Below are 26,465 nucleotides of genomic sequence, written 5' to 3' on the forward strand. Positions count from 1 at the left end.
CTGATTTTGTCAGGGGCGGGTATAACCCTTCTTTTTTTGTTATATTCCCCCGTTCAAACCGTCATCCTGCAACATTTGTAATACTGTCTCAATATTGCGCTAATTTGTATCTCAATGATAAACGTGTTGCATTCTCCTGTCGTTATGTCTCATCTCTGCTATAACTTATTATAAATAGTCACCTATCAGTAACGTCTTGGATTTCAAGACGTGTATGCGGAGGCGAGTTTATGACAATGATAAGTGCTAGAGAGTTCGCCGGCTGGTTGCGCGATCGATTCGCTAACGATGAGACAGGCGTGAGTTTAACAAGGGAAGACATTAACCAACTGACTGGACGCCAAAGCTTTTCGCTAGGGTTCGTCAACGATATCCACTACGAACTCATGCAGCATGGTATGGCATTTGTCACTGATACATCACGAGAAAATTTCTATTTGGTTCCTGTGACGAACAAACCTTGGCGCGAGCAGTTGGAGCATCAATACGAACGAGAGCTGTTCTGTAACGTGCTACCGTTAGACAAGTCTGGCTAATCGGCATGACTAAAGCATCAGCATAAAAAAACGGGCGCAGAAGCGCCCGTTATTGTCTTTAGCTGATGTCGTAAGAGGGTTAGGCGCTGGTTAAAGAACCGCGGCAATGCCTTTACACAACGGCTGCATGTTTGCCTTGGTCATACCGGCGACACTGATACGGCCAGAGCCAACGATATAGATACCGAATTCGTCTTTCAGGCGGTTCACTTGGTCTTTATTCAGACCAGAGAAAGAGAACATACCGTTTTGACGTTCAATAAAGCTGAAGTCAGCCTCGACACCCAACTCTTTCAGGGTCTGAACAAACAGCGTGCGCATTTCTTGAATACGATCGCGCATGTCTGCCACTTCAACTTCCCACTCGGCTCGTAGGGCTACATCGTTCAAAATTTCGGTCACAATCGCGGCACCATGTGCAGGCGGATTGGAGTAGATCACGCGGGCAATACTCTTCACTTGGCTAAATGCGGTTGTCGCTTCAGCGGAATCTTTAGCAACTAACGTGAACGCACCGACACGCTCGTTGTATAGACCGAAGTTTTTCGAGAATGAGCTGGCGATAAGAAGTTCTTCACACAGGTCTGCAAAAATACGAAGCCCTTGAGCATCATCTTCTACCCCTTTGGCAAAGCCCTGGTAGGCAAAGTCAAACATAGGTAGTAGCTGTTTCTCTTTACACAGATCAGCCAGCTGCTGCCATTGTGGTGCTTGCGGGTCGATGCCCGTTGGGTTGTGGCAGCAGCCGTGAAGCAGAACAACATCACCAGGAGCGGCATTCGCCAAATCAGCGAGGGCTGCGTCAAAGTCCATGTCTTTGCTTTGCGCGTCGTAATAGCTGTATTGCACGGTCTCAAGGCCTGCAGCGGTGAACACACCGTTATGGTTGGCCCAGGTAGGGTTGCTGATCCAGACCTTTACATCGCCAAGCTGGCGCTTGATAAACTCAGCAGCTAGACGAAGGGCACCCGTACCGCCTGGGGCTTGTGCTGTCTGTGCTCGCTTGGATGAAATGATTGGCGAGTCGGCGCCGAACAACAACTGCTGTACAGCCAGGCCGTATTCTGCCGTGCCAGGGATACTTAGGTAAGACTTGGTGGTTTCTTTTTCCAGCAAAATCGCTTCCGCTTTTTTGACGGTGGCTAGAACCGGTGTATTACCTGATTCATTTTTATAGATACCTACGCCAAGATTGATTTTTTCAGGGCGGGTGTCTTTCTTGAATTCTTCAGTTAAACCAAGAATTGGATCGGCGGGTGCAGCAGAAATTTTCTCAAACATTGTCAATCATCCATGCTGGTAATGGTAAAAGGTTAATATGTTCTTTATACCTTTTATCACCGGCGGTTGACAAGAAATTGTAACATCTTGGCCAAATAAAATATGACAGCAGTGAATTGTTACTAGTTTTCACTAACATTTGAGCAAAGTGGCCAAAGTCTCATCAATGTTGTTTGCAAGAAAATTACAACAAAATACAATGAAATACTGATGTTTTGTGCGTCAAGTCTCGCTAAATCTGTATAAATTTCATCTAAAAACGTAATTTAATTATAAATCAAATATGCAAGTGTGACCCTATGTGAAACTGATCACAGTTGGTAGGGGTGGGGTTGTCATAGCATTGCTTCCCGATGGAAATCGGTCAAATGTGATGATCATGGCCTGAATTGACGATGTAAACATAGAAAAATCCTGTTTTCACCTCGGTTAATTCAGAAACATACTAATATACCCAAGTTATCTCTAAGCTTCGTATTTTGAAGTCACCTGGGTTTGAATATAAAAACGATCATCTGTTTTGTCCGAATATTGTAAATCTGTTGCAGTTTCAATGAGTTTTGCAGCAGGCATTATCGGGGAACACTCAATGGAAAAGCCACGCCTTACGTTTTGGCAGATATGGAATATGAGCTTCGGCTTTATGGGGATTCAATTTGGCTTTGGCTTGCAAAATGCCAATGTCAGCCGAATTTTTGAAACGCTGGGAGCCAGCATTGATCAAATCCCGATTCTTTGGATAGCGGCACCGTTAACCGGCTTGCTCGTCCAGCCGATCATCGGTTACTTCAGTGACCGCACCTGGACGGTACTCGGCCGTCGCCGTCCGTATTTTCTCTGCGGGGCCATTGCTTCATCGTTGGCATTGATTATCATGCCATATTCACCGTACCTGTGGGTGGCTGCCGGTATGCTGTGGATCTTGGATGCGTCTATCAATATTTCAATGGAGCCGTTCCGGGCCTTGGTGGCCGATAACCTTCCTTCCGAGCAGCGTACCCAAGGCTTTGCCGTTCAGACATTCTTTATTGGTGTCGGCTCGGTTGTGGCATCCGCCATGCCTTACCTGCTGAGCAATGTGTTCAATGTGGCCAATACTGCACCGGCAGGGGAAGTGCCACCCTCGGTGAAGATTTCATTCCTGTGCGGTGCTTTGGTATTTGTGGCATCGATTCTTTGGACTGTGTTCAGAACCAAAGAATACACGCCGAATGAGTTAGCCGCTTTTCATAATACAGAGCCTGAACAGCAGGAAGAAAAGGCGAGTCTTAAAGCTATTTTTTCAGATATCAAGGCAATGCCTAAGACCATGATGCAATTGGCAGTGGTACAGTTCTTCTCTTGGTTTGCCCTCTTTGCAATGTGGATTTACACCACCTCAGCAGTAACCTCGCAAATTTTCGGAACGACAGATACCAGCTCGACCCTGTATAACGAGGGGGCTGACTGGGTAGGGTTGTGCTTTGCTGCCTATAACGGTATTTCTGCGCTGGCAGCCTTTGCCCTGCCTTGGCTGGCACAGCGTACTAGTCGTAAATTTGTTCACAGCCTATCGTTAATCATCGGTGGTTTGAGCCTTGCTTCAATCTCTCTTATCGACAACCCAGCAATGTTAATGGTGAATATGGTCGGTATTGGTTTGGCTTGGGCAAGTATTCTTTGTATGCCATACGCGATCCTTGCCGGGGCATTACCTGCGCACAAGATGGGCTTCTATATGGGGGTGTTCAACTTCTTTATTGTACTGCCACAAATCTTGGCTGCAGGTATTCTGGGTTTCTTTACCCGCTGGGCGTTTGACGGCAATACCATGATGGCGATTGTTCTGGGTGGGGGGTCAATGGTATTCGCCGGCCTAGTCGTCTGTATTGTGAAAGACGAGGATGAGCCTAACAAAATTGAACAAGGTGTATCGGCAAAAGCTGTTACAGTTTAACTTCAACACCTTGACGCTACGAAAAGGCCAGCGTAATGCTGGCCTAGTTCGCGATGGTGGGGGATGTGTCTTTTGCCAATAGCCAATAGCCAATAGCCAAGAGAGTCAAACTTAACTGAATTGAGCCGGTCTTTTTTCTAAAAAGGCACTCACAGCCTCCTTGGCCTCTTCACTTCGGATCCTTTTTATCAGCTGGACGTTTTCGTCTTCAATGGTTCGCAACAAACGCTGTTTATCTTGCTGCCCAAGCATGCTTTTACTGATCTTCATCGCTTTGGGAGGGAGTAGAGCAATTTGCTCAGCGCATTTTAGGGCAAGGTCATCAGGCGTGTTGCTGATTTGATTGACAAAGCCCAGTTCTCGCGCCTCCACGGCGGTCATTGGTGTACCCAGCAATAACATTTCTTTGGCCTTTCTTGGGCCGACCAGTTTGGAAAACTCGGTACTTGAAGCCATCTCCGGGCAAAGCCCTAATTGTACAAATGGTGTTTTGAATACGGCGGATGGCGAGCAATACACAACATCGACGAACTGCAACATGGTGGTACCTATACCTATTGCAGGGCCTGAAACAGAGGCAACGATCGGCGTTTCGCACTCTACCAGCGATTTCATAAACCGTTCGCCATGAAAGTCTGCCATGCCTTGCGAGATAGCAACAAAGTCCTGCATGTCATTGCCCCCACAAAATATTTCCGGTAATCCCCGCAATACAATTACTCGAGTTTCTGAGGAATGGTTACCCTGAGTAATGGTATCTGCCAAGGTATGGTACATGGCTTGATTAAGGGAATTTTTGGCTTCTGGGCGAGTAAATTGAATATCCAGAATCGGCCCGCTGCGTGTAATGCGAATATCCATTTCAGCTGTCCTTAAGTGGTAAGAGGAGTTGTATTATTTACTAATCATGGACAAGGTTTAGCGGGATGCCAATCAATGGCACAAAAAGTGAGATCTAACGATGGAAAGACAGTATTCAGCTAAGAGCTATAGTTAACCGAACTGCGTGTCATTATGGAGAGGAAGTATGTCTTGTCGTTTGCTGGCTGTGATCTACGTTGTCACTGGTTTCACTTTAGCTGGGTGCCAGTCGGCAGATAGTGGCTATGACTGGTCACCGGGTGATGATGTCCAGACCAACTCAAGTGGGGAAGTCGTGGTTCCCGATGCCATTATATTGCCAGAAGAGGATATTGAAGCGATTAATAAACTTTAGACTTCGCTTTTTGCCATCTTGTTAGGGTTTTTAGTCCGTAGCAGACGGCAACTTAGGTATAATCTGACGGTTATGATTTCGAGAAAGGAATGCCGCTTTGAATACCCAGACAGAGAATTTGGTGCAGCAAGTGTGCGATGCACTGGCAAAAGTACGTGAGAATAAGCCTTTGGTTGTCAATGTGACCAACTATGTGGTGATGAACAATACGGCTAATGCTTTGCTGGCTGTAGGTGCATCGCCAATTATGGTCCATAGCCGAGAGGAAATGGCTGAAATGATGGGGTTTGCCGGTGCCCTCGTGATCAATATCGGCACCCTAGACAGTCAGTGGGTGCCTCGTATGGTTTATGCGGTCGAACAGGCTAATGCCAATGGCAAGCCGGTCGTGCTTGACCCGGTTGGTTGTGGGGCGAGCCAGCTTCGTACCGAGGCTTCACGTCAGTTGGCAAAATTGGCAGATAACCTGGTCATTCGTGCTAATGCTTCAGAAGTGATAGCACTGGCGGGTGAGTCGGCCCAGAGCAAAGGGGTTGATGCCCTTGATAGCAGTGATACCGCAGTGAATGCTGCTAAAGCGCTAGTTGAAAACTATAACTGTACCGTAGTGATTTCCGGTGCGACTGATTATGTCGTGGATAGCGATAGGGTCATTGCACTCAACAATGGCCATGAAATGATGCCATTTGTGACCGGAATGGGCTGTTCGCATACCGCTCTTACCGGTGCATTTGCGGCTGTCGGGGTTAATGCGGGTTTGGCCGCAACGGCTATTCTTGGTGTTTCTGGTGAGTTAGCGGCGGCAAAATCAGCTGGCCCGGGCAGTCTGCAGGTGAACTTGCTGGATACTATTTATCAGCTTGATGAAGAAACGATTAAGTCACGTTTGAAAATTACAGAGTGCTAGGAGTTTGCCATGTATGATTATCGCTTGTACTTGGTGACTGATGAACATCAAGAGATCGAACAGCTTGAGTTTGTGATCAGCGAGGCGGTTGCTGGTGGTGTCACTATGGTTCAGTTGCGTGAAAAGCATGGTGATATCAGAGCCTTCATTGAGCGTGCCCGAGCGATCAAGGTGTTATTACAGCCGGCGGGGATCCCGCTGATCATCAACGATCGGGTCGATGTTGCTCTGGCTGTTGATGCGGATGGTGTCCATTTAGGACAGTCAGATATGCCTGCTTATATCGCCCGTCGCCTGATTGGCGAAGAGAAAATTTTGGGTCTATCGGTAGAAAATGAACAGCAGCTAGAAGCGGCGCAAAATCTGCCAGTGGATTACCTTGGCTTGAGTGCTATTTTTCCGACTCCAACTAAAACTGATACGGTGTATGCGTGGGGGCTAGATGGTTTGACGAAAGCCGCGCAGTCTAGTCGCTTACCGTTGGTGGCTATTGGCGGGATTAACCAGGGGAACATCCGTTCGGTGATTGAAGCGGGTGCCGACGGTATCGCGCTGGTATCGGCGATTTGCCATGCTGACTCGCCAAAGGAAGCGTGCCAGCAGTTATTGGCTTTGGTCGGCGAAGGTAATTAGATGATAAAGGTATCGAGATACAGTTGCTCAACTTCTTTCCTCGCCCATTCAGTGCGACGCAGGAACTTCAGGCTCGACTTGATACTTGGGTCACTGTTGAAACAACGCACTTTGACGATTTTGCCAAGTTCTTCCCAGCCATAATGGTCGACGAGCTCTTGCACGATGTTTTGCAGGGTAAGGCCGTGTAATGGGTTGTTTGGTTGGTGCTGGTTCATTGAGTCTGCTTCATGGTTTGATCTGGGAGTGGCACTATACCAGCTTGGGTTGCACGATTGAATCTTCGGCTATTAATATCTGTTAGACTATAGAAGAACTTCGCAGCGAGCCATATTGGCAAGGCTGCATTATTTTTTAGGATTTATTGTGCTCAATAACGATATCTTGCGACGTATCCGCTACACCTTCGACTTCAACGACTCAGCGATGATCAATATTTTTGCTGCAGCGGAACATGAGGTGACACGTGAGCAAGTTAGTGATTGGTTGAAAAAAGAAGACGATCCTGCATTTAAAAAATGCACAGATCGTGAATTAGCGATTTTTCTAAATGGCTTGATCAATGAAAAACGCGGCAAAAAAGAAGGCCCGCAGGCTGAGCCAGAATCGCGTCTGACCAATAATATGATCTTTATGAAACTGCGTATTGCGTTGAACTATAAAGCGGAAGATATTCTTGAAATCATGGAGAGTGCTGATTTCAATCTGAGCAAGCATGAGCTTAGTGCTTTTTTCAGAAAGCCGGACAACAAGCATTACCGTGAGTGTAAAGATCAGATCCTGCGCAACTTCTTGTTAGGTGTGCAGAATAAGTTCCGCCCGGAAGCGGCAGAGTAACATTTGGGTAAGTTCACGCCTTAACGTGATAAATAGAGGCTACCAGCCAGTTATATAGTATCTGGTAGCCTTTGTTATTTTTAACCTACATGCTGCCTTGGGCAGCCAGAAATTTGGCAATTAACTGCATTTCCTCTTCACTATAACTCTCCATAGCAACTTCCATTGGCACGAATAAGCCATTCTTTCTTTTTTTATTCTTGTAGTCATTGAGTTGGTTGAGGGTATATTGCTCCATTTGACCGCCAAGTTTGGGGTACATGGGCATCGCAGGTTCGTTGCCTGTCGGACCATGGCAGGACGCACACCCTCCTTTTCCCGGAGAAAGATACAACATTTTACCTTGCTCGATTGCATCGTCAGCAAACAGGGGACATGAGAGTAAGCCTAACAGACATATCGTAGCCTTTTTCATTCACATATTCTCCTTGGCAAGACAGGTTAACCAACTCGCCAGCCGATCTGCCGAATGCTGGATATATCCTGAGTAGCGGTACATTACTTGCTGGTTGACCACTATCATCGTGGCGGGCAGTCCGTGAAAGCCCCATTGTTGTAGAGTGGCAACATCTGCTTCGATGGTTTGTGGCAGGTGTGTTATCGCCAGTTTATCGAATTGGGTGTCGATAGCTGTCGGATTATCACCGATATGGATAGTCTCCACGGCAAAGCTTGCTTGGTTGGCGATACTATCAAGCATGGGCAACTCTTTGAGGCAGGGAGGGCACCAGACTGCCCAGAGGTTAACGAGTCTCACTTTAGCTGGCGAGTGACGTTGCCAGGTGAAATTTGTTGTGTTTAGTTCGAACCCTGAAGGTGTTGGACATTCACTGGCCCATGTCGGTAATGCAATAAACAATGAGGCGAGGTAAATCAAACATCTATTCATTTAAATGCCTCTTGATACTGCGTCCAATCTTGGCACCACCTTCGCCGTAGCCGTATACATCAATTAGCTCACGGTCGGGACCATAAAAATAAAGATAGGCAGAATGGAATACTTCATAGCGCGTAGGGAGCGGAGGATAAATGGGTTTACCTTGTAGTGAGTAGCCATAGGTTGCTCGCAGGCTTTTCGCTGTCAGCTTGATTTGCTCGTCAGTACCGGACAAGCCGACCATCTTTTTCGAGAAATATTTGACGTACAAATCCATATTCTCCGCCGAGTCACGATTGGGATCTACCGTAATGAAAATAGGTATCACCTGGTCTTTGTCATCGGCCAGTGAACTGACAGCAGTGACTTGATCGAGCACGGTTGTTGGGCAGATATCGGGGCAACTGGTGTAGCCAATGCCGATAAGCAAATACTTCCCGGGCCAACTTTCTTCGGTTACGGTTCCCAAGTTTTGATCTTCGAGGGTAAACTGCAGTGGTTTAGCGACTACACCGGTAGCAAGAAGTATACCGCCAAGCAGGGTCAAGGCTACACGATAGGGGATTGTCATCATTGTCGGCTCCTAGTGGCAGATGGTGTTAGTGATCCCCATTGCAAGCAGCAAGGGGGTCGTCAAACCGGTGTCGATAGTTGGGCGTTGGGTTTGGGTGCGGATGTCATAAATGAACAAGTCGCTGCTGTTTTGTTGGGTGGCAAACAGGGTTTTGGAGTCCGATACCACTACGACATCATGCAGAGGGGTCGCCAAAGGGACTTGCAGGGCTGGCGAGTCGCCGGCCAATTCGAAAATGCTCAAACTCTGTAGGCTTTCGACAATCCCGATAGTTTCCAGCCAACCGGTACGGATTGAGCGCGGTGCATGGCCAAGTTTGAATTCATTAACCAGCTCTCCTGACCAGGTATTGATAACTTTGGCCTTACCGTCTTCTGAGACAAAAACCATGTGTTCCGAGTCCGAGCTAACATAGGGGCGCCACGGTTTAGCATCCATCGCATAGGTGCTGTAGGGGGCTTCGTTGAATAAGTCATGGACGACTACCGAGTCAGACTTGTAGTCTGATACCAGTGCCAAGCGAGCGTCAGGCGATAGGGTCAGTGGCGAGATATTGCCTGTTCCCATTTGGAAACTGGACTGCTTGCCATCATGGTTTCGGTAAACCAAGGTTCTGCCAGATTGCTGCTCGGAGATATATAGGTTGTAGCCGCCGTTGTCGAAAATCATGCTAAATGGTGATTTTACTCCGGAGATGGATGTGACATGTTCTTGCTTTAGCGGACGGATAATATCGATTTGGTCCGGCCCTGCGACAGCCAGTTGGGCACCATCCGAGTGGAAAACAATATCGGTAGGAATGTAGTTAAGTGACATTTCGGTGTTGCTGTGTGTGACCAAATCAAAGCTGTACACTTTCGGGCTTTTTCCATCGATGTAGATCAGCAAGTCTTGGACATCAGAGACTTCCATTTGGGTCGGTACTGCTTTCAGCTTTAGGTAGCCTGCCAATTTGAACTCGAAGGTATCAACTACAGCAACCCGGGTTGTGTCCTGTTCTGAAATAAATGCCCAGCGGGCACCGTCATCATAGCGAGGCAGGTCGGCATAGGCGAAGAAGCTAAATGTTGCGATGAAGCCAATAAAAAATAGGTGGAGTCGTTTACGCATGATTATTACCTAACAAAATCACCACTCCCCTGAGCTGAAGGGAGTGGTGTAACCACAATAGCTAGAGAGTTCGTACACAACGGTTGTAAAACTCATTGTCCTTTTGCATGCCGTAGCCAGAGCCGATCATGTAGCCTTGGGCCCAGCCTTCGTTGTCATCGGTATGGCGCAAATCCAGTTCGTCAGCGCTCTGATCTTTCTTCCTCTTGCCAAGCGGTCTAACATGTAAGGTTGGCCCGGCAACATCTGAGGTGCTGGTCCAGAAGAAGTATTTCACCGGGGTATTGGGGAAGAATTCTTCATCAATTGATGGTGAGGTTTTGTTGTAATTAACAATCGAGACCGCCTCTTTGATGTTGGGTAGGCGCCAGTCCGAATAGCCTGCAAGTTCAAGGTTGCTACAGTACTGGAGTGACGATTCCCAATCACGGCGGTTAAAGTCAATCTCTTGCTGCCACATACGTCCGGTGACCAGCTCGGAAACAGTACCATCTTTGTTATCGACATAATTCATGTTGTGGTAGGCCGCCCCGTTGTCTGCACGGACACAGCGAACTAATTTTGTGGAAGCGGTATGCTGGCCCATGATATGGGCATCGGGGAAGCCAATATGCCAAACATGATCAGGGTGGTCACTGATTGGGAAGGCCCAGATGCCAGAATTCTGCCGTGGCATGTTGAGGAAGGCATCCATATCAATTGCCGGGCGGAAGTCACCCATATCAGCAATGCTCTGTAGTTCCTTCATCAATGGAAAACGCCAATCGGTATAGCCATCGAGTTCAAGGTTATCGCAATATGTCTGACCTTCAGCTGCTGTCATCCAGATCCGTGACGAATCACGTTCCCACATCAACTTGGTGTTGTTATCTAGGGTGACTTTGCCAGATTTGCTAATGGTATAGCTCAGTGGGTTTTTGATGTAATCGGAGTCTTGTCCTGGGGAGTCGGTAAAGGTCTGGATTTGGCCCGAATCGGGCAAGACGAAGCCTTCGGGTGCTGGCAGTCCGATACCTGTAATGAACTCCTGGCGTTCAACCTGCTTGACTTCCTGACCTGTGACATAGGCAATTATGTCTTTGTAATCTTCTTCGGAGTACATCTTGGCAAAAGGCACCATCATTGGGGCTTGGCGGTTGGTTCGCTTGCCGTTGCGGTAAGAGATCATTTGCTCGAACAAGTAGGTTGGCATTTGGCCCTTCAGCGGTGGGTAGGCCGAATGTTCACTTGCACCTTGTTCACCGTGGCACATCTTGCATGATTGGTCATAGAGTTTTTTGCCGTTGGCAAACTCCTCGCTCACGAGTACATGATCCATCGGGTTATATTTCATGGTACGGGTCGAGAGGACAATCGATGTATTGGCCATATCCCGTGGGCTGAACGCATAAACGAGTTCTTTCATCTGAGATGACACCCCAGAGTGGCGCTCATTATCCATATCCACCCATTGGTTATATAAATACTGGGCATCTAGGCCTTCAAGTTTCGGGCTCAGGGTCTCTGGGACTTCCTCTACGGCGGGTCGGTGGCAGCCCATGTAACAGCCGTAGATGATCCGGTTGGCGACTTGGCGTTCTTTGGCCGTCAGATCCTCAATGGTGCGGTTGATGGTGTAGTCTTCATATCCGTTATCAATGTCTTGGCGTGGGGATGCATTGGCAGAATGAGAAATATAAAGAGTGCTGGCAATGCTCAGTGAAAGTAGGGTTAAAGGTTTCATTTAGATGCCTCCCAATGCTGCGAGGTGGTCGCGTAATTTATCTTCTTCACGAAGGCGCATGTTGTGTTTTAAATTAGGATGAGCAATATCGTAATGGCAGCTGGCACATTGATAGTCAGGGTCACTATCACGTTTATTGAACGCCAGTTGATGTACCTGATCGGCAAGCGGTGAGCTTTCGTTGGCAGTTACTGCTCTTGATTCAAGTTTTTGATGGCAGCTTTCGCAGCCTGAGTCATAGACAAAATCGGTACGTTTTTCGTGCAGTTCTTGGTAGTCGAGAGATTCCATGCCCAATACATACTCCCCCCACATATGGCGCATGCCTGAGCTGCCTTTGACGTAGAGTTCTTCGACAACATTGGATACTGGTAGGTGGCAGTCTACACAATTGGCGACAATGCCTTTTGAACCACCGCCACCATGCGGGCTGCTGGCAAAGGTCTCTGCCATTGGGGCCATGGTGTGGCAAGATGCACAGAAGTCATTTGAACTTACGGCATGCATGGCTTTTGGTACGGCAAAGATCCCCACTCCGACAATGGCAAGTACTAAGACGACGAAACTCGAGCGCTTTATTTTTTTTATTTTGTTGAAAATTGACATAGGCAATCCATTGGCTTAAATGTGTTGGATTTTCACTACATCGGCGGTGCACTGCACATCACCGAGGTAACTGAACCAGATATTGATCGGGTAGGTTTCCCCTTCGAGTGGGCGTTGTTTCAAGTCAAATAGCATGAAATGCAACCCGCCTTTTTCAAGGCTGACCTGGTCGTTTTCCTTGAGGAAGATTTTTGGTACTTGGGTCATCTTCATAACACCGTTGTCCATGGTGGTTTCATGCATTTCAATATGATCTGACAAGACAGTCACATCGCCCCCAAGGATCGCTTCTGGGGAAGGGAGGCGAAGCGATTTCATCTCGTCGTTGAGGGTGTAATCAACCTTAAAATACAGGGCCGTGTGGGTTTTGTTGGAGACAGGTTCAACAATCACACAGTCAGTGACGGAAACACCAGCAATAGTGTGCCCGGCTGCTAGTAATCCGATACCTGCGATTAGCGTTCTCATTGGAACTCCTTAAAAGCTAGAAAGAGAGTTTATTTTCAAGCTGTCGACGGAATGTGGGGCTGGGGTTGTCTTTTCCCGGTGTTTTCTCGCGCTGCTTGTAAAGTGACAGGCCTTTTTACAGCCAACTCACAAAAGGAATAGTTAGTGTTTTGAGGCAATTATAAAGAGCGCTAGAATTTGCAATACACACATACCTCATAAGGGTTATTCATAAAGTGAATAGCCCAAGTGAGATCAAAAAAGTGGTCGGTTTTTTCTCAATAAGTGTGAACTATCAAGAATATTCAAACTTGAGCGATAATAATCGTTGAAGGAAGCTGAGGGTGGTTTTCGGAGTCGCAATGGATTTAGATGCAATTAAAATGTTTTCGCTGTTGGCGGTGAAATTGAATTATACCGAAACAGCCAAAGCGCTTGATGTCAGTCAACCGACCTTGAGCCGCAAAATAAAAAGCTTGGAACAAAGCTTGAAGGTGACCTTATTCCACCGCCGTGGCAGTAGTATTTGTTTGACACCCCAAGGAGAGGCGTTCCTTAAATCTTCCTGTCAGATCCTTGATGTTATTGAGCGAAGCATTGAAGAGCTACATGCTGAGAAAAAAGGGGGGAGCGGCTTGCTTCGTATTGGTTGCCTTCACCCTATGGCCCGTTTTCTTACCCAACGTTTTTTACCTGACTTCAACCAGAAATATCCTAATATTGCCTTGCATTTTCAGACGTTGCCTCCTGATACGCTTGAGCGGTTCGAAGATGTAGATTTGATGATATCCCCGATTAAACCAGCGGATGAAACGGTTGTTTGTAAGAAAATTACCAATTTTCATCGCTACTGCTATGCCTCACCTGAATATTTAGCAAAGCATGGCACCCCCAAAAATATCCATGAGCTTGAACTTCACCAGTGTATAACCCAGACCATTACCCCAACCGTAGAAAAATTCTGGCGGCTTAGAAATAAGCTAGGGGATAAAAAAATTGCAGAAGTGACCGGAGATATGACCACCAATTCTATTGATATAGCGATCGAATTGGCTTTGGGGGGATTCGGGATTGGTTTGATTCCGGAGAGCCAGACCATCGAGTGGGTTCAGCAAAATAAGTTGGTGAAATTGTTTGAGGGGGAGTGGTTCGAGCAGTGTGAGATGTACATTATCTTTAAGCCGAATATATATACACCCAAGCGGTACAAAATTTTTATCGAAGAGTTCACAACTTTTCAGAGTTACTGGCACCAAAAAGCCAAGGAGCTATAGTCTTTTTTAAAATTCTGACCAGCCCTATATAAGGCCAGCGTCATTTCCAACGCTGGCTTTATATCATTTACGAGGTTACTCACGCTTTATCCTGCGCTTTCATCCAGGCTAATATCACCGTCATGTTGATTCAGTAGCATTTTCTGAACATTGAAGCCACACAGCATTAAGATCAGGCACCAGTTCAAGAAAGGCAGAGTCCCTTTTTCTAAACTTTCAGCCAGTTGGGCTGGTTTCCACTGAAAAGTGTCACTAAGGCTGTCAATCGTGATCCCCGTAAAGGTGTTGTCGCCGATTACGCGCTTGAATTCTTTTTCCGTCGGCATCTCAAAAGCACTCTTGCTTTTAAATGCGGTTGGTTTGAACGCACGCATTACTTTTCTTGCATCGACTTCAAGCGGCTGACCATTGTTTTGAATATTTGGTCGGCCAACCAGAGCGGCGAGGAAACACCAGCAAGGGTATGGGATATCAGACATATTCTCAGGTTCACGCTTGTAGCGTGACATCCAATCAGAGAGTTTCTTCTCTTGTAGACCCGTTAATCGCGCAAGGGTAGCGCCATCGTAACCATACTCTTTGAGCAGGTTGATAATTTCAGCCACCTCGGAAACGAAGGGTTTTTTCCATTGGTTGGCTGGGGCTAGGGTGACGTCTCTGATCATAGTAGGCTCATTGGGTATCTGGCAGTGGCTTGAGAGGTTCAAGCGGATGGGCATAAGCTTATGCGAAGCCAATAACTAAGTCTATTGGCTCGTGTCGATTAAACTTGTATCTGCTGTTTTCATCAGCAGTTAGGTATGGGATGGCGCTGGGCGAGAGGCCTTGCTCCGACGGCGTTGAAATAGCATCAAGGGTAAATACAGCACGGAGTTGAGTCCAAAAGCGATGACTACACAGATAGCAATACTTTCCATATCAATCGGAATACCGGGTTTGAAATGAATTAACACTCGCTGAAGTTCGTCGACCCTTAGCGGATTAAACATATAAAGCGCTTTTTCGATCAGGTGGCCTTCTGAAAGAGTTTCTATCGCCTGCTCAAGCATGTGGTGCTGTTGGAGAACGTCTCGTTTTTGTTCTGCATCAACCCGGACAATAGAGTTCTTTTCCTGTAACAGTGCATTGATCAGACTCTCGGCGCTGTCAAAGCCGTGCAGACGAGCATTGTCTTCATAGCTGCTAACTTGCTGCTTGTTTGCATCATAAAAGCCAGAAAGGTACTGCAGGTAATGGTCAGCCAACATGGGGATTTGCAGCGTTGCTATCAACAGCCCGCCGAAGATAAGCCTATCAATTATCCGTTTAATCATGGTGCCTCCATACTTCGCGTCTCTCTGAATATAAACAGAAATCTCTTTCAAAGAAAAGGAGCCAAGCTTTGCGTTATTATTTATAGCGTAGTGTGATTGGTGGATGTTCTGCGAATGTCAAAAAGGGCTGGAGGGGGAGTGAAGCTGTTAAATCAAGGGGGGAGTCAGTTGGATTTAGCGCGGCAGAAAACAAACAGGACGAGCATAAAGCTCGTCCTGTACATTTCTAACGATGATTAGATGTTAGAAATTTGCAGAGCGTGGTGCACGAGGGAACGGGATCACATCACGGATGTTAGCCATACCAGTAACGTAAGTTACCAGACGCTCGAAGCCCAAACCGAAACCAGCGTGTGGTACGGTGCCGTAACGGCGCAGGTCGCGGTACCAGTTCATGTGCTCAGGGTCGATGTTCATCTCAACCATGCGCTTGTCTAGTAGGTCTAGGCGCTCTTCACGCTGAGAACCACCGATGATTTCACCAATACCCGGTGCAAGTACGTCCATGGCTGCAACTGTCTTGCCATCTTCGTTCATGCGCATGTAGAACGCTTTGATGTCTTTCGGGTAGTTCTTAACAACAACCGGAGCTTTAAAGTGTTCTTCAGCCAGGTAGCGTTCGTGCTCAGAAGACATATCGATGCCCCACTCAACGTCGAACTCAAAATCACGGCCAGAGTCTTTCAGGATCTGGATTGCATCGGTGTAGTCAACCTGTGCAAAATCAGAAGAAACAAATTGCTCTAGACGAGTGATTGCCTCTTTGTTGATGCGCTGAGCAAAGAACTCAAGGTCATCACGGCGCTCTTCAAGTACAGCCTTGAATACATACTTAAGCATGTCTTCTGCAAGCTTTGCTACATCATTAAGATCAGCGAATGCAACTTCAGGCTCAACCATCCAGAACTCAGCCAAGTGGCGGCTAGTGTTTGAATTTTCAGCACGGAAAGTCGGGCCGAAAGTGTATACCTTGCTTAGTGCACACGCGTATGCTTCAGCGTTCAGCTGGCCAGAAACCGTCAGGAAGGTCTCTTTTCCGAAGAAGTCTTTGTCGAAGTCCACTTCGCCAGCGTCTGTCATTGGTGTATTCACCAAATCAAGCGTTGAAACGCGGAACATTTCACCAGCGCCTTCTGCATCAGATGCAGTGATAAGCGGAGCTGACATCCAGAAGAAGCCTTGCTCGTGGTAGAAACGGTGGATAGCTTGAGACAAGCAGTTACGAACACGTGCAACCGCACCAATTACGTTGGTGCGAGGGCGCAGGTGTGCCACTTCACGAAGGTACTCGATAGAGTGACGAGTTTTCGCCATTGGGTAAGTATCAGCATCTTCAACCCAACCAACCACTTTAACGTCGGTTGCTGCAAGTTCGAAATCCTGGCCTTTAGCTGGTGATTCAACAATCTTACCTGTGACCTCAACAGAGCAACCAGTTGTCAGCTTAAGCACTTCTTCCTGGTAATTATTTAACTCATTAGGGACCACGGCCTGAATCGGGTCGAAACAAGAGCCGTCATAAATGGCAAGGAAAGAGATTCCAGCTTTGGAATCACGACGTGAACGGATCCAGCCGCGAACAGTGACTTCACTGTCAACCGCTAGCTTACCGCTAAGTACGTCTGTTACAGGCGCGTAAGTCATGTGTAAATTATTCTCCGTTAAGGCACTTTATTAGTGTACTGCCGGGTATTTTACCCCAATACACAGTCCAAGGAGACCATATTACCTGTCTTACGTTTCGCATCAACCCTTGTTATTGCCTGAAAGGGTAAATTGATGCAGTAATCGCTCTAATTGTTCTGCTAAGTGTTCAAGATTTACACTAATTTCTTTCGATGCCTGGGCGTGAGTAGCGGTATCGTCTGCATGTTGGGTGATAGTGTCGACTTTTGAGCGGATACCATCTGCCAATGAGGCTTGGCTGGCACTTTGCTGCTGAATGTCGATGGCATGGTTGTTAACCACCTGGCTCTGATCGCCCATTGCCGCTAAAGCCGCAGATAATTCTTGGATGGTATCGACTTTGGCATAGGCTGTGTGGCAGGTCGTATCGATAGCGTCTGCAGAGGCGTCGCAATCATTGTGCAGGGTTTCAATGATGGTCTGGATATCGCCAGTGGCTTGGTGGGTGCGGGTGGCAAGGCTACGTACTTCATCGGCAACCACGGCAAAGCCACGCCCTTGTTCACCGGCCCTTGCCGCTTCAATGGCCGCGTTGAGCGCCAGCAAGTTGGTTTGCTCGGCAATATTGCGGATCACATCAAGGATGCTGCCTACCTGTAGGCTCTGCTGGTTGAGGTGGTCGATTTTCAGTTTGACGTTCTCGATGTCTTTGACCAGTAATTGGATACTCTCGCCGGCTTCAGAAGCCAGTTGGGTACCGGTGATGGCCGACTCAGCGGCGTGTTGGCTCAAGGTGGCAGATTCAGTGGTACGCTGCTCGATGTCATGTTGTTGCTGCTGCATGGTATCGATGGCATTGAACATGTCACTGGTTTCGACGCGTTGGCTATCAGCAGCCTGAGTGGTATGGGATGATACCGAAATCAAATGGTTGGCTTGTTCGGTCAGCGATTCTGAAGTCTGCTGGACTTGCACCAAGCTGCCAGAGAAGTTATCCAGCATTTGGTCGTAACTATTGCATAGCTCACCAATTTCATCTTGCCGGGTTTCATTCAGCCGCTGGCTCAAATCTTTATTCTTGCTGGTGGTCTTCATGTAATTAGACAGTCGTTTTAGCGGGCTGACAATGATCCGGCGGATCATGAATAGGGTGAAGAGGAACCCTGTTGCCGCGATGGCTGCCATGATACTGCCTGCCGACAGCAGCTGTTGGTTAACTCGCTGGTAGAGCGGCGTCAGATCGTATTCCAGCCTAACCACACCAAGTACATCATTCTCTGGCACGATATGGCACTGCAAGCAATTGGTTCCCCGGTAGTCGGCACTGGCTTTCATCGGTAGGGCGACTAACAATTTTTTGCCGCTCTCTGAGGTAATGGTCTCGGTAATGGTTTCGCCGGCCAGCGCCCGTTGGTCGAAGTTGTCTGCTGGCGCCTGGTTTTCCAAACCGGGGCCGAAGAACTGGGTGATGCCAGGACCGCGAACGACCCGGACATTCTCAATACCACTGTGTGATAGCACCTTTTCCCGAAGCGTTTCCTTTTGCGACATGGTGCCGGTGAGCATCATCATATTTAAGCTATCAAAGTAGTTGCCAGCTTTATCGAGGGTTTGCTCACTGATCACCGACTCTAGCAGGTTTTTCTGTTGCCTCGCTTCGTAAATCAGGCTGCTGACCAATACGATAGTGAAAACAGAAAATAGGGTAAACAGCAGTTTGTTGGCAATTGTTAGGCGCATCTTCCATGATCTCTTATTTTTATTGTGGATATTGTAATGTGTTTGAAATGTTAAGAGATGGTTGGTTTTTGTTGGTGTGATGCTGAGCAAATATTCTAGGTGAGAACGTGACTTGAATGTGATCTGGGCGAACCCCTAGCTGATTGTTGCAGCAAGATATTTAGTGGGCTTCGAGAGGTTTCGGTATAAAGAAACAACCCAAGAAAATGCTTGGGTTGTTAGGGCGAAGTTACTGCTGGGCAATAAACTGTGCGGCGGTCATGCCGTAGTAGACTTTGTCATCGAACCCTTGTTCGACTTTGTAGTAGTCCTTTTGGCGTCCTTCAAACTGATAGCCGCATTTTTCCAGTGTTTTGTATGAACCAATATTCGCGCCGTAGCAGTCAGCGCTGATCTTATGGCTCTCTAATTCCGTAAAACCAATTCTCGTCATTAACTGGCAGGCACTGGTTGCGATACCTTGTCCCCAAGCATGGGCTGGTAGCTGGTAACCGACTTCATAATTGCCGTCACAGAACATTACCTGAGTGATGGCGGTCATCCCCATGTAGCGGCCCTGCGAGTCGCGGATAATAAAGGTGGGGCTATCAGGCCATACCCCGTTGCTAATCGCTTCTTGGGTATTTTCAATAATGGGCGTGAAGAAGCCTTGGTATAAGCTCTCATCCGCTGGAGCAAAAAATAGGTATTGGTTTACCTGGTCATCATCAAACATGCTGATGATATCGTTCAAGTCTGATGGCTGGATAAGCCTGATGGTCAATGAGTCGTGAAACGCGACTGACTCGCCTTGTTTTAATTGTGAGTATGACCCTGAATTTGTTTTTGAAATTGACCTAGAGTTTTCTTTTGACATAACTACCTCGTTTTCTTGCGGCCATATTAGCGAACCTTACTCGCTCGCAATTGGACTTTTGCGACAAAAGGAAAATAAAAGGCTGTGAGTTATTCAAAATCACCGTAGATGTCGATAGTCAAATCCCGTTTTTCCAGGTAGTGGGAAGGTGTACGTTTGAGTTGCTGCTTGAGCTGTCGAATCAAATGCGACTGGTCGCTAAAGCCAAACTGCTGAGAAAATGCCGCCCAATCGATGTCTCCGGGTTGACTGTAGAGAGCTAAAATCATTTGTTCCAGTTTCATCATCAGCTGGTACTTCTTGATACTTAACCCCGTGACTTGGCGAAAGCTACGCTCCAGTGTACGTCTAGAGCAAGCGCATTGCTCTGCCAGGGCATTAATATCCAAGGTGTGCTGTTCCATGGCCGCAATCGCTTTTTGCGATATGGAGAATGGCTTATCGATATTGGAAGCCAAACTCAATGCGTCAATTTGGCGGTTAATACAACCGATAATGTTTTTCTTAGACCGGCACTGCCATAAGGCATCTTGAAACTGGCTATCAAACATGGGTGTCAGCCAGTCAAACCAGCCACACTGATTGACCAGCCCTTCGCTGGCCTTGTTCAATAGATAGAGCCCTTCAGGCCGAAAGGTAATACCGATTCGCTTAAGTGGCGCGGTGTCGACAAGGGTAAGCAGTTGATCACTGGCTGCAAGTAAGTGACTGCCTTGGCCTGAAATATGTTCACTACTGCCCTGATAGCTATAGCTCTGATCCCTTGGAGTAAAGAGAAGATGCGCCCTAGGATTTGGTATGAGCTGTGGCAGTTGTTCAATGGTGTCACCTTGTTCCACCTCCAGATACCAGATCTGGTGGATCAGCCATTCATAGCCTTTTAGAGGTTGTTTCCAAGTGATCATTTACACTGCCTTTCATTGACTCATCGATTTGCTCTCTTTTCGATATTCTAATCCATTTGGGTTTAAAGTTTCTTGGTTTGAGTGAAGGGGGATAGCATTCTGGGCGGGGTTAGTCGATGCAAAAAGCCCGGTTTCCCGGGCTTCTTTATCATATCGGTGCAATTACGGAGCGGGCTCTTCAGGCACTTCGAGGTAGGCACATGTCTGGCCGTCGTTGAGGATCGTACCACCCGGAGGACCTGCAGGTTCTTCTTCTGCTGGTGGCTCTTCCTCAGCTGGCGGGGTTTCACCTTCTGCCGGTGGCGTTTCACCTTCAGGTGGTGTCTCTTCTTCAACCGGAGGTGGCGGCTCTACTGGTACCACATTCGGTACCAGGTTGGCGTCAATCAAGGTTACGATGTCACTCCAGATCTCGCCTTCATCACTGCCATATAGAAGGGCCTCATCAGTTTGCCAACGGCTCTGGTGGTTGAAGGCTTTGATAGCCAGCTTCAAGCCATCGGTATCGGTGAGTTGGATCCGCTCGTTCATCGACCCGTCAATAGCTTCATAGTATAGGGTGCCATCTTCCTCAATTTTCCAACGAATATCGAAGTTGAAGCCACAGCCGTCTTCGTCGACATAGCTGCCCAAGAAGTATTCACCCTCAAAATTATCGCTCAATTTTAGGTAGCGTGAACTGTCACTGGCGAATGTCAGGGCTTTATCATCACTAGTATTGCCTGTTTGTCCAACGAGCAGTCCTTCAGTAAATACCGGATTGCGGCCAAACCAAACTTGCTTGCACAACTGGACTTGATCGTTGTAGTTGGTGAGGCTTTCTTTGACCACTGGCGTGGTCGTGGCTTGGTCCCAGCCTGAGTCGCTATCAATGCATGCAGACAATGTATCTGGCTCATATGCACGGGCCATCAAACTGGAAATCTGTGCTTGTTGTCCTTGCTGGCTGAACACTTTGATAGCAAGTAGGTTTCTCTGATATTCGTAATTGGTCAGTGCCCAGAAGTCGAATTCGTCTTCGAGGTTGGTGTCACCCACCAGTTTCATGTAACCCTCTTCAGTCAGAGACCAATTGCGGGAGCCTGTTTCTTCGAGAGTATTGCGGTAGTGATCCCAGCTGTTGTCATTACGCAGGATATGGGCGGTGATTTCACCCTCCTCGTTGATCTGTACCAAGGTCTTATCCACTAAATCGTTGACCGTTTGGGTAGTGAATCGCTCATCACCGCCACATTCAGTTACCGCGTTAAGGAATAAACCTTCATTGGCCAAACTGGTGTTACCGAATCCACACTCATCGAATGGTGGCAAGTTATCACGGGTTGCCGCTGAGAAAATCTGTGCCTTGGCATCATTATCGAATCCGGAAAAGTTGAATTCTGCCAGCTCTAGCAGGACTTCACCGATGTTGACAAACCCTCTGTCCTCAATAAGAAATAGGTGACGGCCATTGTATGGGTAGTCGTCGGCGAGTTGCTTGATGATATCCGGTATATCGAATCGGATCACCGGCTTGCCTGATACTGTAGTGGGCGCCCAGACTCCTGTGTCTTGGATAGTCCATTCGTTGGCTGCGATACGGCTCCAGTAGCGGACAGTAAAGAAATCATCACCGATGAATTCAGCGACGATATTATCGCTCAGTTTGAAGCCGTTGACTTGATCGATAGTAATTCCTACATTGAATAATGGTGTCTTGATATCTTCGAGAGAAGTAAAGCCAGCATCAGGGGTCAGGATTGGATAGGCGCGGCAGGTGTCCTGATCATTGGTATTATCGCACAGTAAATAAGTTTCACTTTCTGGGCGCCAAGTGAAGAAAAAGCCTGATGAGCCGTCTGAAAAAGTGGTGTCCTCAGGGATATATCGGGTCAGGTAATGATTGTCCTTGCTCGATAGGAAATCATGCATTTTTTTGCCTGACAACCCATAGACCTTGGCTTCGAGAGTAATACCTTTCTCAACAGAGGTACTCAGTGCAGCATCTGTCAGCAGAGCGTTGCGGTCGGTAGAAAATTGCACTTTGAGGTACTCAAACAGGCCAATCCAGCCTTGATTGGTCAACACTTGCGAGCGGATATCCTCGGTGCCAAAGCTGGTTGAATTACTGAGGTAAGTAAACGCCTCGGAGAGAGTGATATCTTCACTACCACTTTTATCCCAACTGAATTCAGTGATGGTGGTTTCGCTGCCGTCATAGGATGTTCTGTCAGTAAAAATGCCTTTGCCATCGTTACCCTCAGAAGCACTGATCTCCCAGTAGCCATCATTTAGGATTGCAAGTATGTTGGCTAACGTTGCTGATTGCTCAGTAAAGAAGCGTTCTAGCCTACCTTCAGTCATGGTTTGTACTATGGTGAGGCTCATCAGATCTTTGAGTGTCAGCCCCTGAACGCCGATCTTAGGGAAGAGGGTGTCACGGATATCGATGGAAATCTTGTTAATGTCTTCAAGCGCGAGAGCAACAGCCCCCTGGGCACCGGATTCAAACACATCGTTGAAGACCCCCCAGTTTTCATCGGCGGCGACGCGCTGGGCAAGGGCAAAATAAGTCAAAGATGATTCGAGCGATATGGCTAACCGTTCGGCGGCCAGTGGGGTCATAAATAGACCTGTAGGTAAGCTTTCTCCGAGAGTAAACTCAGGGACACCGTCGAGATCAACCAATAACACGGCATTGATTCTCGCTCGGGTACCGGCATCCAGTTCATAGATCCCGTCCCCTTTTGCTTCGAGCCGGGTGATTTCGATAGAGTCGAATACTTTTCCCTTGTCATCTAGCCATACAGCAGCAAAGTTTTGTTCTGTAAGTTCTTTTACGGCATTGGCATAAGCTGGCTGGATCAAAGAGAAGGCTTGCTGGTTGGCAAGAATCATACCGTCGGGAGCATCAACAGACACCGTAAAAGTTGTTGATACTGGTACCGGTGTGCCCGCGACAGGGGCGGGGCTGTCGCTACCGCCTCCACAGGCAGAGAGCAGCAGGCTGCTGATAAACAGCAGGGTATATCCCATGTAACTGCGCATAATAAATTCCCCAATAGGTCATGAATCTTTTATTGGTATTTGTTTTCTGCTGAGTATAGATAGGACAAAAAGGTGCAAAGTTAAGAAAGGAGATGGGTCTCGGATATAGAGCGGAAGTCCTAAAAATAAGACCGCCGCTCGAGGAGCTGAAATGCGAGATATTTGCGGGCTAGTTAGGCAATAGCCAAGTATTTGTGGGTTTGGATCGAAAGGCGCCAGTTACGTTTGATACAGGTATCGATACACAGCTCAGTCGCTCTTGGCTTCTGGCTAATTGGCTGCAGTGCGATTTCAACACCGGTTTTGAGTTGCTTGCCGGCAAGTAGGTCATCAAGTTGCTCGATATCTTTTTGGGTGCCGACCGGATGCTTGATCTCATCGGCTCGTTCAAGCGCACTTTTAAGCACTGGTAGCTTGGCTTTCATGTTTATCTTTGGAGACACGGTGACCCAAGTATTTTCCGTAGCCTGTACCTCTGATGTGCCGCTGGTCTCAATTTGGCAACGGAAGCCAGCTTGCTCCAATGCGGTGGTCAATGGGAGCAAGTCATAGATACAAGGCTCACCACCGGTGATAACCACATGTTTGGCGGTGTACTGTTGCTCTATGAGCAAATTAACGATGCCTTGAGCATCTAGCTCAGTCCAAAGAGGTGAATCACCGGTCTTAGCCATGACGTCGGCGACCGAGCCGTGATCTTGAGGTTCGGCGCTCCAAGTTTGTTTGGTGTCACACCAGGCACAGCCGACAGGGCAGATCTGGAGCCTGACAAAAATGGCTGGCACACCGGTAAATACGCCTTCGCCTTGGATAGTTTCAAAGACTTCGTTAATTTTGTACACCGTTAACCTCATGGTGGGGATTTTCGCGACCGGCGATTATCGCAAAATTGCAGCTGGCTGTCTTTAAATAGGTTAATTTTCGTTGTTAAAAAAAAGGCAATCTTTTTGCGGTAGAATGAGAGCTAGGGCAAAAATTGCGGGGTTTTTCATATTTCGTCGTGACCGTTGTCACGGACTTAACATAATAGACTTCACAATTACTTCGCAAAGTAAAAAAATTCAATGTGTATTAAATAATGACAGATTTTTTCGGGAGTTTAGGCATGTATGTCGCTCAGCCAGGTCATATCGACCACATCAAAAGAAATAATGCCGGCAGCGTTTACAAGCTTATTGACTTGTTTGGCCCAATCTCCCGCATCGAGCTTTCCAAACGCAGCCAGTTAGCTCCTGCGAGTATAACCAAGATTACCCGTGAGTTGATTGAAGCTCACCTGATCAAGGAAACGGCGATTCAGGAGTCGTCCAGCCGAGGTCGGCCTGCTGTCGGTTTGGTGCCGTCCAATGAAGGTTGGCAGTTCATGTCTATCCGTTTAGGGCGGGGCTATCTAACGATTGCTTTGCATGAACTTGGCGGAGATATTCTGGTTGAAGAGCGGCAGGATATTGACGTACTTCACCAAGATGAAGTAATGAAAAAGCTTATCGCTGAAATCCATACCTTTTTCGCCAACCATGTGAGTGAACTCGATCGCATTACTGCTATCGCGGTGACCTTGCCGGGACTGGTGAATTCTGCGACTGGTACGATTATTCAGATGCCGCATTATGATGTTCATAACCTTGAACTCGGGCCGGCGATACATCAAGCAACAGGGTTACCGGTATTTATCGGTAATGACACCCGCTCGTGGGCGCTGGCTGAGAAGTTATTTGGTAATTCGCGTGATGTTGCCAATTCCATTTTGGTTTCTATCCATCACGGTGTCGGTGCTGGGATCGTACTTGATAATGTGGTATTGCAGGGACGGATCGGTAATGTCGGCGAGCTTGGCCATATTCAAATTAAACCTTACGGTAAACGCTGTTTCTGCGGTAACCATGGTTGCTTGGAAACCGTGGCGAGCCTGAAGGCTGTTATCGAGCAAGTCGAACAGCGTTTGCGAGAGGGCCATCCTTCATCGCTGCACGGCAAGACCCTGACCATTGAACGTATCTGTGATGCTGCGATGGCAGGAGATACCTTGGCTAGGCAGGTGATTGTTGAATTGGGACATCATTTGGGGCAGGCCATTGCGATTATGGTGAATTTGTTTAATCCAGAGAAGATCCTCCTCGGCGGTGAATTCAACCGGGCAAAAGACATTCTGTATCCGGCGATCATGGAGTGTGTCCGCAACCAGTCATTACCGGTTTACAATCGTGATTTGGTTATCGAACAAAGCTCGTTTTATACCCAGGCGACAATGCCAGGCGCGGCCTTAGTCAAACAGGCGATGTATGATGGTCACTTGCTGATGAAGTTGATTGAAGGTTAATTGGCTTCGACGCGAAGTCATCATGTCTTTGTAAAAATTCACATCCACAGACATGTGCTTGCATATTGTTATTTGCCTAGCATTCTCTTTTTAGTTGATCGTCAATGACATTGTGCAGAAATGAAAGTGCTGCACGGTGGTCATTGCGACTCATAAACCATTGCTTCTGGTTGGTTTCCAGAGGCAACAATTCGAGCCAGCGCTGGCACACCCAAGTCATGTCATTGTAATCGGGTAGAGGATAGTTTTCTGCATGTTCAGGGTATTCTTCAAATAGTGCTTTTAAGCTATTTGAAATATCCCGATCGACAAACTTGATCTGGCTTGGTGTCCAGTTGCTCATCGGTGTGACATCACCAAACCGTAAACCATCTTCCTCCTGCCAATGTTTATTAATTAAAAACTTTTCAACCCCTCTGATGGTTATACCAAGCAGACCATCGGGGAGTTGTTCGAAATCCGTAATGATTGCTCGGGTTCCAAAGTGGCAGAGTGTCGTTTCATCTTTCATACAGAGGCCGAAACCGTTGCCGTCACCCATAGCCAGCTTGACTAACCGGGTATAGCGAGGTTCGAAGATCCTCAGTTTACTTATCCCACCAGGTAGTAGGTATATCTGTAACGGAAATAGTGGTAATTGCATAGTTCTAGCCTTACTGACGTTATTCATTATAAATACGAGCTAACCATAAGTTGGGATTGCTATAACGTTCAGGAAAAG

General features: G+C 47.5%; 27 protein-coding genes. 8 read left to right on the top strand and 19 right to left on the bottom strand.

Annotation, left to right across the window (positions count from 1 at the left end; all coding sequences use genetic code 11):
* Window positions 1-230 precede the first annotated feature (230 nt).
* Window positions 231-536: a hypothetical protein gene (locus tag L4D79_RS12335; protein WP_428651874.1), complete on the top strand. Its 306-nt coding sequence runs from the start codon at window positions 231-233 to the stop codon at window positions 534-536.
* 90 nt (window positions 537-626) lie between these two features.
* Here the strand turns inward: L4D79_RS12335 and L4D79_RS12340 are convergent, their stop codons facing one another.
* A complete protein-coding gene (locus L4D79_RS12340; protein ID WP_428651875.1) occupies window positions 627-1,817 on the bottom strand; it encodes an amino acid aminotransferase in 1,191 nt (396 codons plus the stop codon).
* Between the two features lie 589 nt (window positions 1,818-2,406).
* Between L4D79_RS12340 and L4D79_RS12345 the strand changes: the two genes are divergently transcribed.
* The gene (locus L4D79_RS12345; protein WP_428651876.1) at window positions 2,407-3,753 is read left to right on the top strand and encodes an MFS transporter; all 1,347 of its coding nucleotides are present in this window, start codon (window positions 2,407-2,409) and stop codon (window positions 3,751-3,753) included.
* A 111-nt stretch (window positions 3,754-3,864) separates the two neighbouring features.
* Here L4D79_RS12345 and L4D79_RS12350 read toward each other — a convergent pair whose 3' ends face one another.
* Window positions 3,865-4,614, bottom strand: a complete 750-nt coding sequence (locus tag L4D79_RS12350; RefSeq protein ID WP_428651877.1) for an enoyl-CoA hydratase-related protein — start codon at window positions 4,612-4,614, stop codon at window positions 3,865-3,867.
* A 166-nt stretch (window positions 4,615-4,780) separates the two neighbouring features.
* Here L4D79_RS12350 and L4D79_RS12355 point away from each other — a divergent pair, with 166 nt between their 5' ends.
* The 3 genes from L4D79_RS12355 (at window position 4,781) to thiE (ending at window position 6,509) form a co-directional block, all read left to right on the top strand.
* Window positions 4,781-4,969: a hypothetical protein gene (locus tag L4D79_RS12355; protein WP_428651878.1), complete on the top strand. Its 189-nt coding sequence runs from the start codon at window positions 4,781-4,783 to the stop codon at window positions 4,967-4,969.
* Between the two features lie 118 nt (window positions 4,970-5,087).
* Complete coding sequence (thiM, locus tag L4D79_RS12360; RefSeq protein WP_428652588.1) at window positions 5,088-5,876, top strand: hydroxyethylthiazole kinase; 789 nt, start codon at window positions 5,088-5,090, stop codon at window positions 5,874-5,876.
* Window positions 5,877-5,885: 9 nt separating this feature from the next.
* Window positions 5,886-6,509 carry a thiamine phosphate synthase gene (thiE, locus tag L4D79_RS12365; protein WP_428651879.1) on the top strand — a complete coding sequence of 208 codons (624 nt, stop codon included), beginning with the start codon at window positions 5,886-5,888 and terminating at the stop codon, window positions 6,507-6,509.
* Here the strand turns inward: thiE and L4D79_RS12370 are convergent.
* Complete coding sequence (locus L4D79_RS12370) at window positions 6,506-6,727, bottom strand: VF530 family protein (RefSeq protein ID WP_107348391.1); 222 nt, start codon at window positions 6,725-6,727, stop codon at window positions 6,506-6,508. The genes thiE and L4D79_RS12370 overlap by 4 nt on opposite strands.
* Window positions 6,728-6,875: 148 nt before the next feature.
* Between L4D79_RS12370 and L4D79_RS12375 the strand changes: the two genes are divergently transcribed.
* Complete coding sequence (locus L4D79_RS12375; RefSeq protein ID WP_107348390.1) at window positions 6,876-7,346, top strand: YehS family protein; 471 nt, start codon at window positions 6,876-6,878, stop codon at window positions 7,344-7,346.
* 85 nt (window positions 7,347-7,431) lie between these two features.
* On the opposite strand, the gene L4D79_RS12380 is transcribed toward L4D79_RS12375, so the two are convergent.
* The 7 genes from L4D79_RS12380 to L4D79_RS12410 all read right to left on the bottom strand — a co-directional run bounded on the left by L4D79_RS12380 (window position 7,432) and on the right by L4D79_RS12410 (window position 12,704).
* Window positions 7,432-7,761: a c-type cytochrome gene (locus L4D79_RS12380; RefSeq protein WP_428651880.1), complete on the bottom strand. Its 330-nt coding sequence runs from the start codon at window positions 7,759-7,761 to the stop codon at window positions 7,432-7,434.
* Window positions 7,762-8,235 (bottom strand): TlpA family protein disulfide reductase, encoded by a 474-nt coding sequence (locus L4D79_RS12385; protein ID WP_428651881.1) that lies wholly within the window; start codon window positions 8,233-8,235, stop codon window positions 7,762-7,764. It lies immediately after the preceding gene.
* Window positions 8,228-8,797: an SCO family protein gene (locus tag L4D79_RS12390; RefSeq protein ID WP_428651882.1), complete on the bottom strand. Its 570-nt coding sequence runs from the start codon at window positions 8,795-8,797 to the stop codon at window positions 8,228-8,230. The genes L4D79_RS12385 and L4D79_RS12390 overlap by 8 nt, the downstream gene beginning before the upstream one ends.
* Before the next feature lie 9 nt (window positions 8,798-8,806).
* On the bottom strand, window positions 8,807-9,907 hold the full coding sequence (locus L4D79_RS12395) for a YncE family protein (protein ID WP_428651883.1): 1,101 nt from the start codon (window positions 9,905-9,907) through the stop codon (window positions 8,807-8,809).
* A 61-nt stretch (window positions 9,908-9,968) separates the two neighbouring features.
* Window positions 9,969-11,630, bottom strand: a complete 1,662-nt coding sequence (locus tag L4D79_RS12400; protein WP_428651884.1) for an Lcl domain-containing protein — start codon at window positions 11,628-11,630, stop codon at window positions 9,969-9,971.
* The gene (locus tag L4D79_RS12405) at window positions 11,631-12,236 is read right to left on the bottom strand and encodes a cytochrome c3 family protein (protein WP_428651885.1); all 606 of its coding nucleotides are present in this window, start codon (window positions 12,234-12,236) and stop codon (window positions 11,631-11,633) included.
* A 15-nt stretch (window positions 12,237-12,251) separates the two neighbouring features.
* Window positions 12,252-12,704 carry a copper chaperone PCu(A)C gene (locus L4D79_RS12410; protein ID WP_428651886.1) on the bottom strand — a complete coding sequence of 151 codons (453 nt, stop codon included), beginning with the start codon at window positions 12,702-12,704 and terminating at the stop codon, window positions 12,252-12,254.
* A 341-nt stretch (window positions 12,705-13,045) separates the two neighbouring features.
* Between L4D79_RS12410 and L4D79_RS12415 the strand changes: the two genes are divergently transcribed.
* Window positions 13,046-13,957: a LysR family transcriptional regulator gene (locus tag L4D79_RS12415; RefSeq protein WP_428651887.1), complete on the top strand. Its 912-nt coding sequence runs from the start codon at window positions 13,046-13,048 to the stop codon at window positions 13,955-13,957.
* Between the two features lie 86 nt (window positions 13,958-14,043).
* Here the strand turns inward: L4D79_RS12415 and L4D79_RS12420 are convergent, their stop codons facing one another.
* The 8 genes from L4D79_RS12420 to queE form a co-directional block, all read right to left on the bottom strand.
* Complete coding sequence (locus L4D79_RS12420; protein WP_428651888.1) at window positions 14,044-14,622, bottom strand: hypothetical protein; 579 nt, start codon at window positions 14,620-14,622, stop codon at window positions 14,044-14,046.
* 129 nt (window positions 14,623-14,751) lie between these two features.
* Window positions 14,752-15,270 (bottom strand): DUF2937 family protein, encoded by a 519-nt coding sequence (locus L4D79_RS12425; protein WP_428651889.1) that lies wholly within the window; start codon window positions 15,268-15,270, stop codon window positions 14,752-14,754.
* 243 nt (window positions 15,271-15,513) lie between these two features.
* Entirely contained in the window at window positions 15,514-16,914 is a 1,401-nt protein-coding gene (gene asnS / locus L4D79_RS12430) for an asparagine--tRNA ligase (protein ID WP_428651890.1), read from the bottom strand.
* 102 nt (window positions 16,915-17,016) lie between these two features.
* Complete coding sequence (locus L4D79_RS12435; RefSeq protein WP_428651891.1) at window positions 17,017-18,636, bottom strand: methyl-accepting chemotaxis protein; 1,620 nt, start codon at window positions 18,634-18,636, stop codon at window positions 17,017-17,019.
* A gap of 229 nt (window positions 18,637-18,865) precedes the next feature.
* On the bottom strand, window positions 18,866-19,492 hold the full coding sequence (locus L4D79_RS12440) for a GNAT family N-acetyltransferase (RefSeq protein WP_428651892.1): 627 nt from the start codon (window positions 19,490-19,492) through the stop codon (window positions 18,866-18,868).
* Window positions 19,493-19,581: 89 nt separating this feature from the next.
* On the bottom strand, window positions 19,582-20,397 hold the full coding sequence (locus L4D79_RS12445; protein ID WP_428651893.1) for an AraC family transcriptional regulator: 816 nt from the start codon (window positions 20,395-20,397) through the stop codon (window positions 19,582-19,584).
* 162 nt (window positions 20,398-20,559) lie between these two features.
* Window positions 20,560-23,424 carry a hydrogenase expression protein HypA gene (locus L4D79_RS12450; protein WP_428651894.1) on the bottom strand — a complete coding sequence of 955 codons (2,865 nt, stop codon included), beginning with the start codon at window positions 23,422-23,424 and terminating at the stop codon, window positions 20,560-20,562.
* Between the two features lie 173 nt (window positions 23,425-23,597).
* Window positions 23,598-24,278: a 7-carboxy-7-deazaguanine synthase QueE gene (gene queE, locus L4D79_RS12455; protein WP_428651895.1), complete on the bottom strand. Its 681-nt coding sequence runs from the start codon at window positions 24,276-24,278 to the stop codon at window positions 23,598-23,600.
* A 251-nt stretch (window positions 24,279-24,529) separates the two neighbouring features.
* Here queE and mlc point away from each other — a divergent pair, with 251 nt between their 5' ends.
* On the top strand, window positions 24,530-25,744 hold the full coding sequence (gene mlc / locus L4D79_RS12460; protein ID WP_428652589.1) for a sugar metabolism global transcriptional regulator Mlc: 1,215 nt from the start codon (window positions 24,530-24,532) through the stop codon (window positions 25,742-25,744).
* Window positions 25,745-25,820: 76 nt separating this feature from the next.
* Here the strand turns inward: mlc and L4D79_RS12465 are convergent, their stop codons facing one another.
* A complete protein-coding gene (locus L4D79_RS12465) occupies window positions 25,821-26,387 on the bottom strand; it encodes an LON peptidase substrate-binding domain-containing protein (protein ID WP_428651896.1) in 567 nt (188 codons plus the stop codon).
* Window positions 26,388-26,465: the final 78 nt, after the last annotated feature.

Origin of the sequence: Photobacterium satsumensis (genome assembly GCF_050336935.1) — a bacterium.
GTDB lineage: Bacteria > Pseudomonadota > Gammaproteobacteria > Enterobacterales > Vibrionaceae > Photobacterium > Photobacterium satsumensis.

Bases quoted from the DNA above. Each gene is read 5' to 3' on its own strand.
- L4D79_RS12335 (WP_428651874.1), top strand. From the start codon at position 231: ATGACAATGATAAGTGCTAGAGAGTTCGCCGGCTGGTTGCGCGATCGA.
- L4D79_RS12340 (WP_428651875.1), bottom strand. From the start codon at position 1,817: ATGTTTGAGAAAATTTCTGCTGCACCCGCCGATCCAATTCTTGGTTTA.
- L4D79_RS12345 (WP_428651876.1), top strand. From the start codon at position 2,407: ATGGAAAAGCCACGCCTTACGTTTTGGCAGATATGGAATATGAGCTTC.
- L4D79_RS12350 (WP_428651877.1), bottom strand. From the start codon at position 4,614: ATGGATATTCGCATTACACGCAGCGGGCCGATTCTGGATATTCAATTT.
- L4D79_RS12355 (WP_428651878.1), top strand. From the start codon at position 4,781: ATGTCTTGTCGTTTGCTGGCTGTGATCTACGTTGTCACTGGTTTCACT.
- thiE (WP_428651879.1), top strand. From the start codon at position 5,886: ATGTATGATTATCGCTTGTACTTGGTGACTGATGAACATCAAGAGATC.
- L4D79_RS12370 (WP_107348391.1), bottom strand. From the start codon at position 6,727: ATGAACCAGCACCAACCAAACAACCCATTACACGGCCTTACCCTGCAA.
- L4D79_RS12380 (WP_428651880.1), bottom strand. From the start codon at position 7,761: ATGAAAAAGGCTACGATATGTCTGTTAGGCTTACTCTCATGTCCCCTG.
- L4D79_RS12385 (WP_428651881.1), bottom strand. From the start codon at position 8,235: ATGAATAGATGTTTGATTTACCTCGCCTCATTGTTTATTGCATTACCG.
- L4D79_RS12390 (WP_428651882.1), bottom strand. From the start codon at position 8,797: ATGATGACAATCCCCTATCGTGTAGCCTTGACCCTGCTTGGCGGTATA.
- L4D79_RS12395 (WP_428651883.1), bottom strand. From the start codon at position 9,907: ATGCGTAAACGACTCCACCTATTTTTTATTGGCTTCATCGCAACATTT.
- L4D79_RS12400 (WP_428651884.1), bottom strand. From the start codon at position 11,630: ATGAAACCTTTAACCCTACTTTCACTGAGCATTGCCAGCACTCTTTAT.
- L4D79_RS12405 (WP_428651885.1), bottom strand. From the start codon at position 12,236: ATGTCAATTTTCAACAAAATAAAAAAAATAAAGCGCTCGAGTTTCGTC.
- L4D79_RS12410 (WP_428651886.1), bottom strand. From the start codon at position 12,704: ATGAGAACGCTAATCGCAGGTATCGGATTACTAGCAGCCGGGCACACT.
- L4D79_RS12415 (WP_428651887.1), top strand. From the start codon at position 13,046: ATGGATTTAGATGCAATTAAAATGTTTTCGCTGTTGGCGGTGAAATTG.
- L4D79_RS12420 (WP_428651888.1), bottom strand. From the start codon at position 14,622: ATGATCAGAGACGTCACCCTAGCCCCAGCCAACCAATGGAAAAAACCC.
- L4D79_RS12425 (WP_428651889.1), bottom strand. From the start codon at position 15,270: ATGATTAAACGGATAATTGATAGGCTTATCTTCGGCGGGCTGTTGATA.
- asnS (WP_428651890.1), bottom strand. From the start codon at position 16,914: ATGACTTACGCGCCTGTAACAGACGTACTTAGCGGTAAGCTAGCGGTT.
- L4D79_RS12435 (WP_428651891.1), bottom strand. From the start codon at position 18,636: ATGCGCCTAACAATTGCCAACAAACTGCTGTTTACCCTATTTTCTGTT.
- L4D79_RS12440 (WP_428651892.1), bottom strand. From the start codon at position 19,492: ATGTCAAAAGAAAACTCTAGGTCAATTTCAAAAACAAATTCAGGGTCA.
- L4D79_RS12445 (WP_428651893.1), bottom strand. From the start codon at position 20,397: ATGATCACTTGGAAACAACCTCTAAAAGGCTATGAATGGCTGATCCAC.
- L4D79_RS12450 (WP_428651894.1), bottom strand. From the start codon at position 23,424: ATGCGCAGTTACATGGGATATACCCTGCTGTTTATCAGCAGCCTGCTG.
- queE (WP_428651895.1), bottom strand. From the start codon at position 24,278: ATGAGGTTAACGGTGTACAAAATTAACGAAGTCTTTGAAACTATCCAA.
- mlc (WP_428652589.1), top strand. From the start codon at position 24,530: ATGTATGTCGCTCAGCCAGGTCATATCGACCACATCAAAAGAAATAAT.
- L4D79_RS12465 (WP_428651896.1), bottom strand. From the start codon at position 26,387: ATGCAATTACCACTATTTCCGTTACAGATATACCTACTACCTGGTGGG.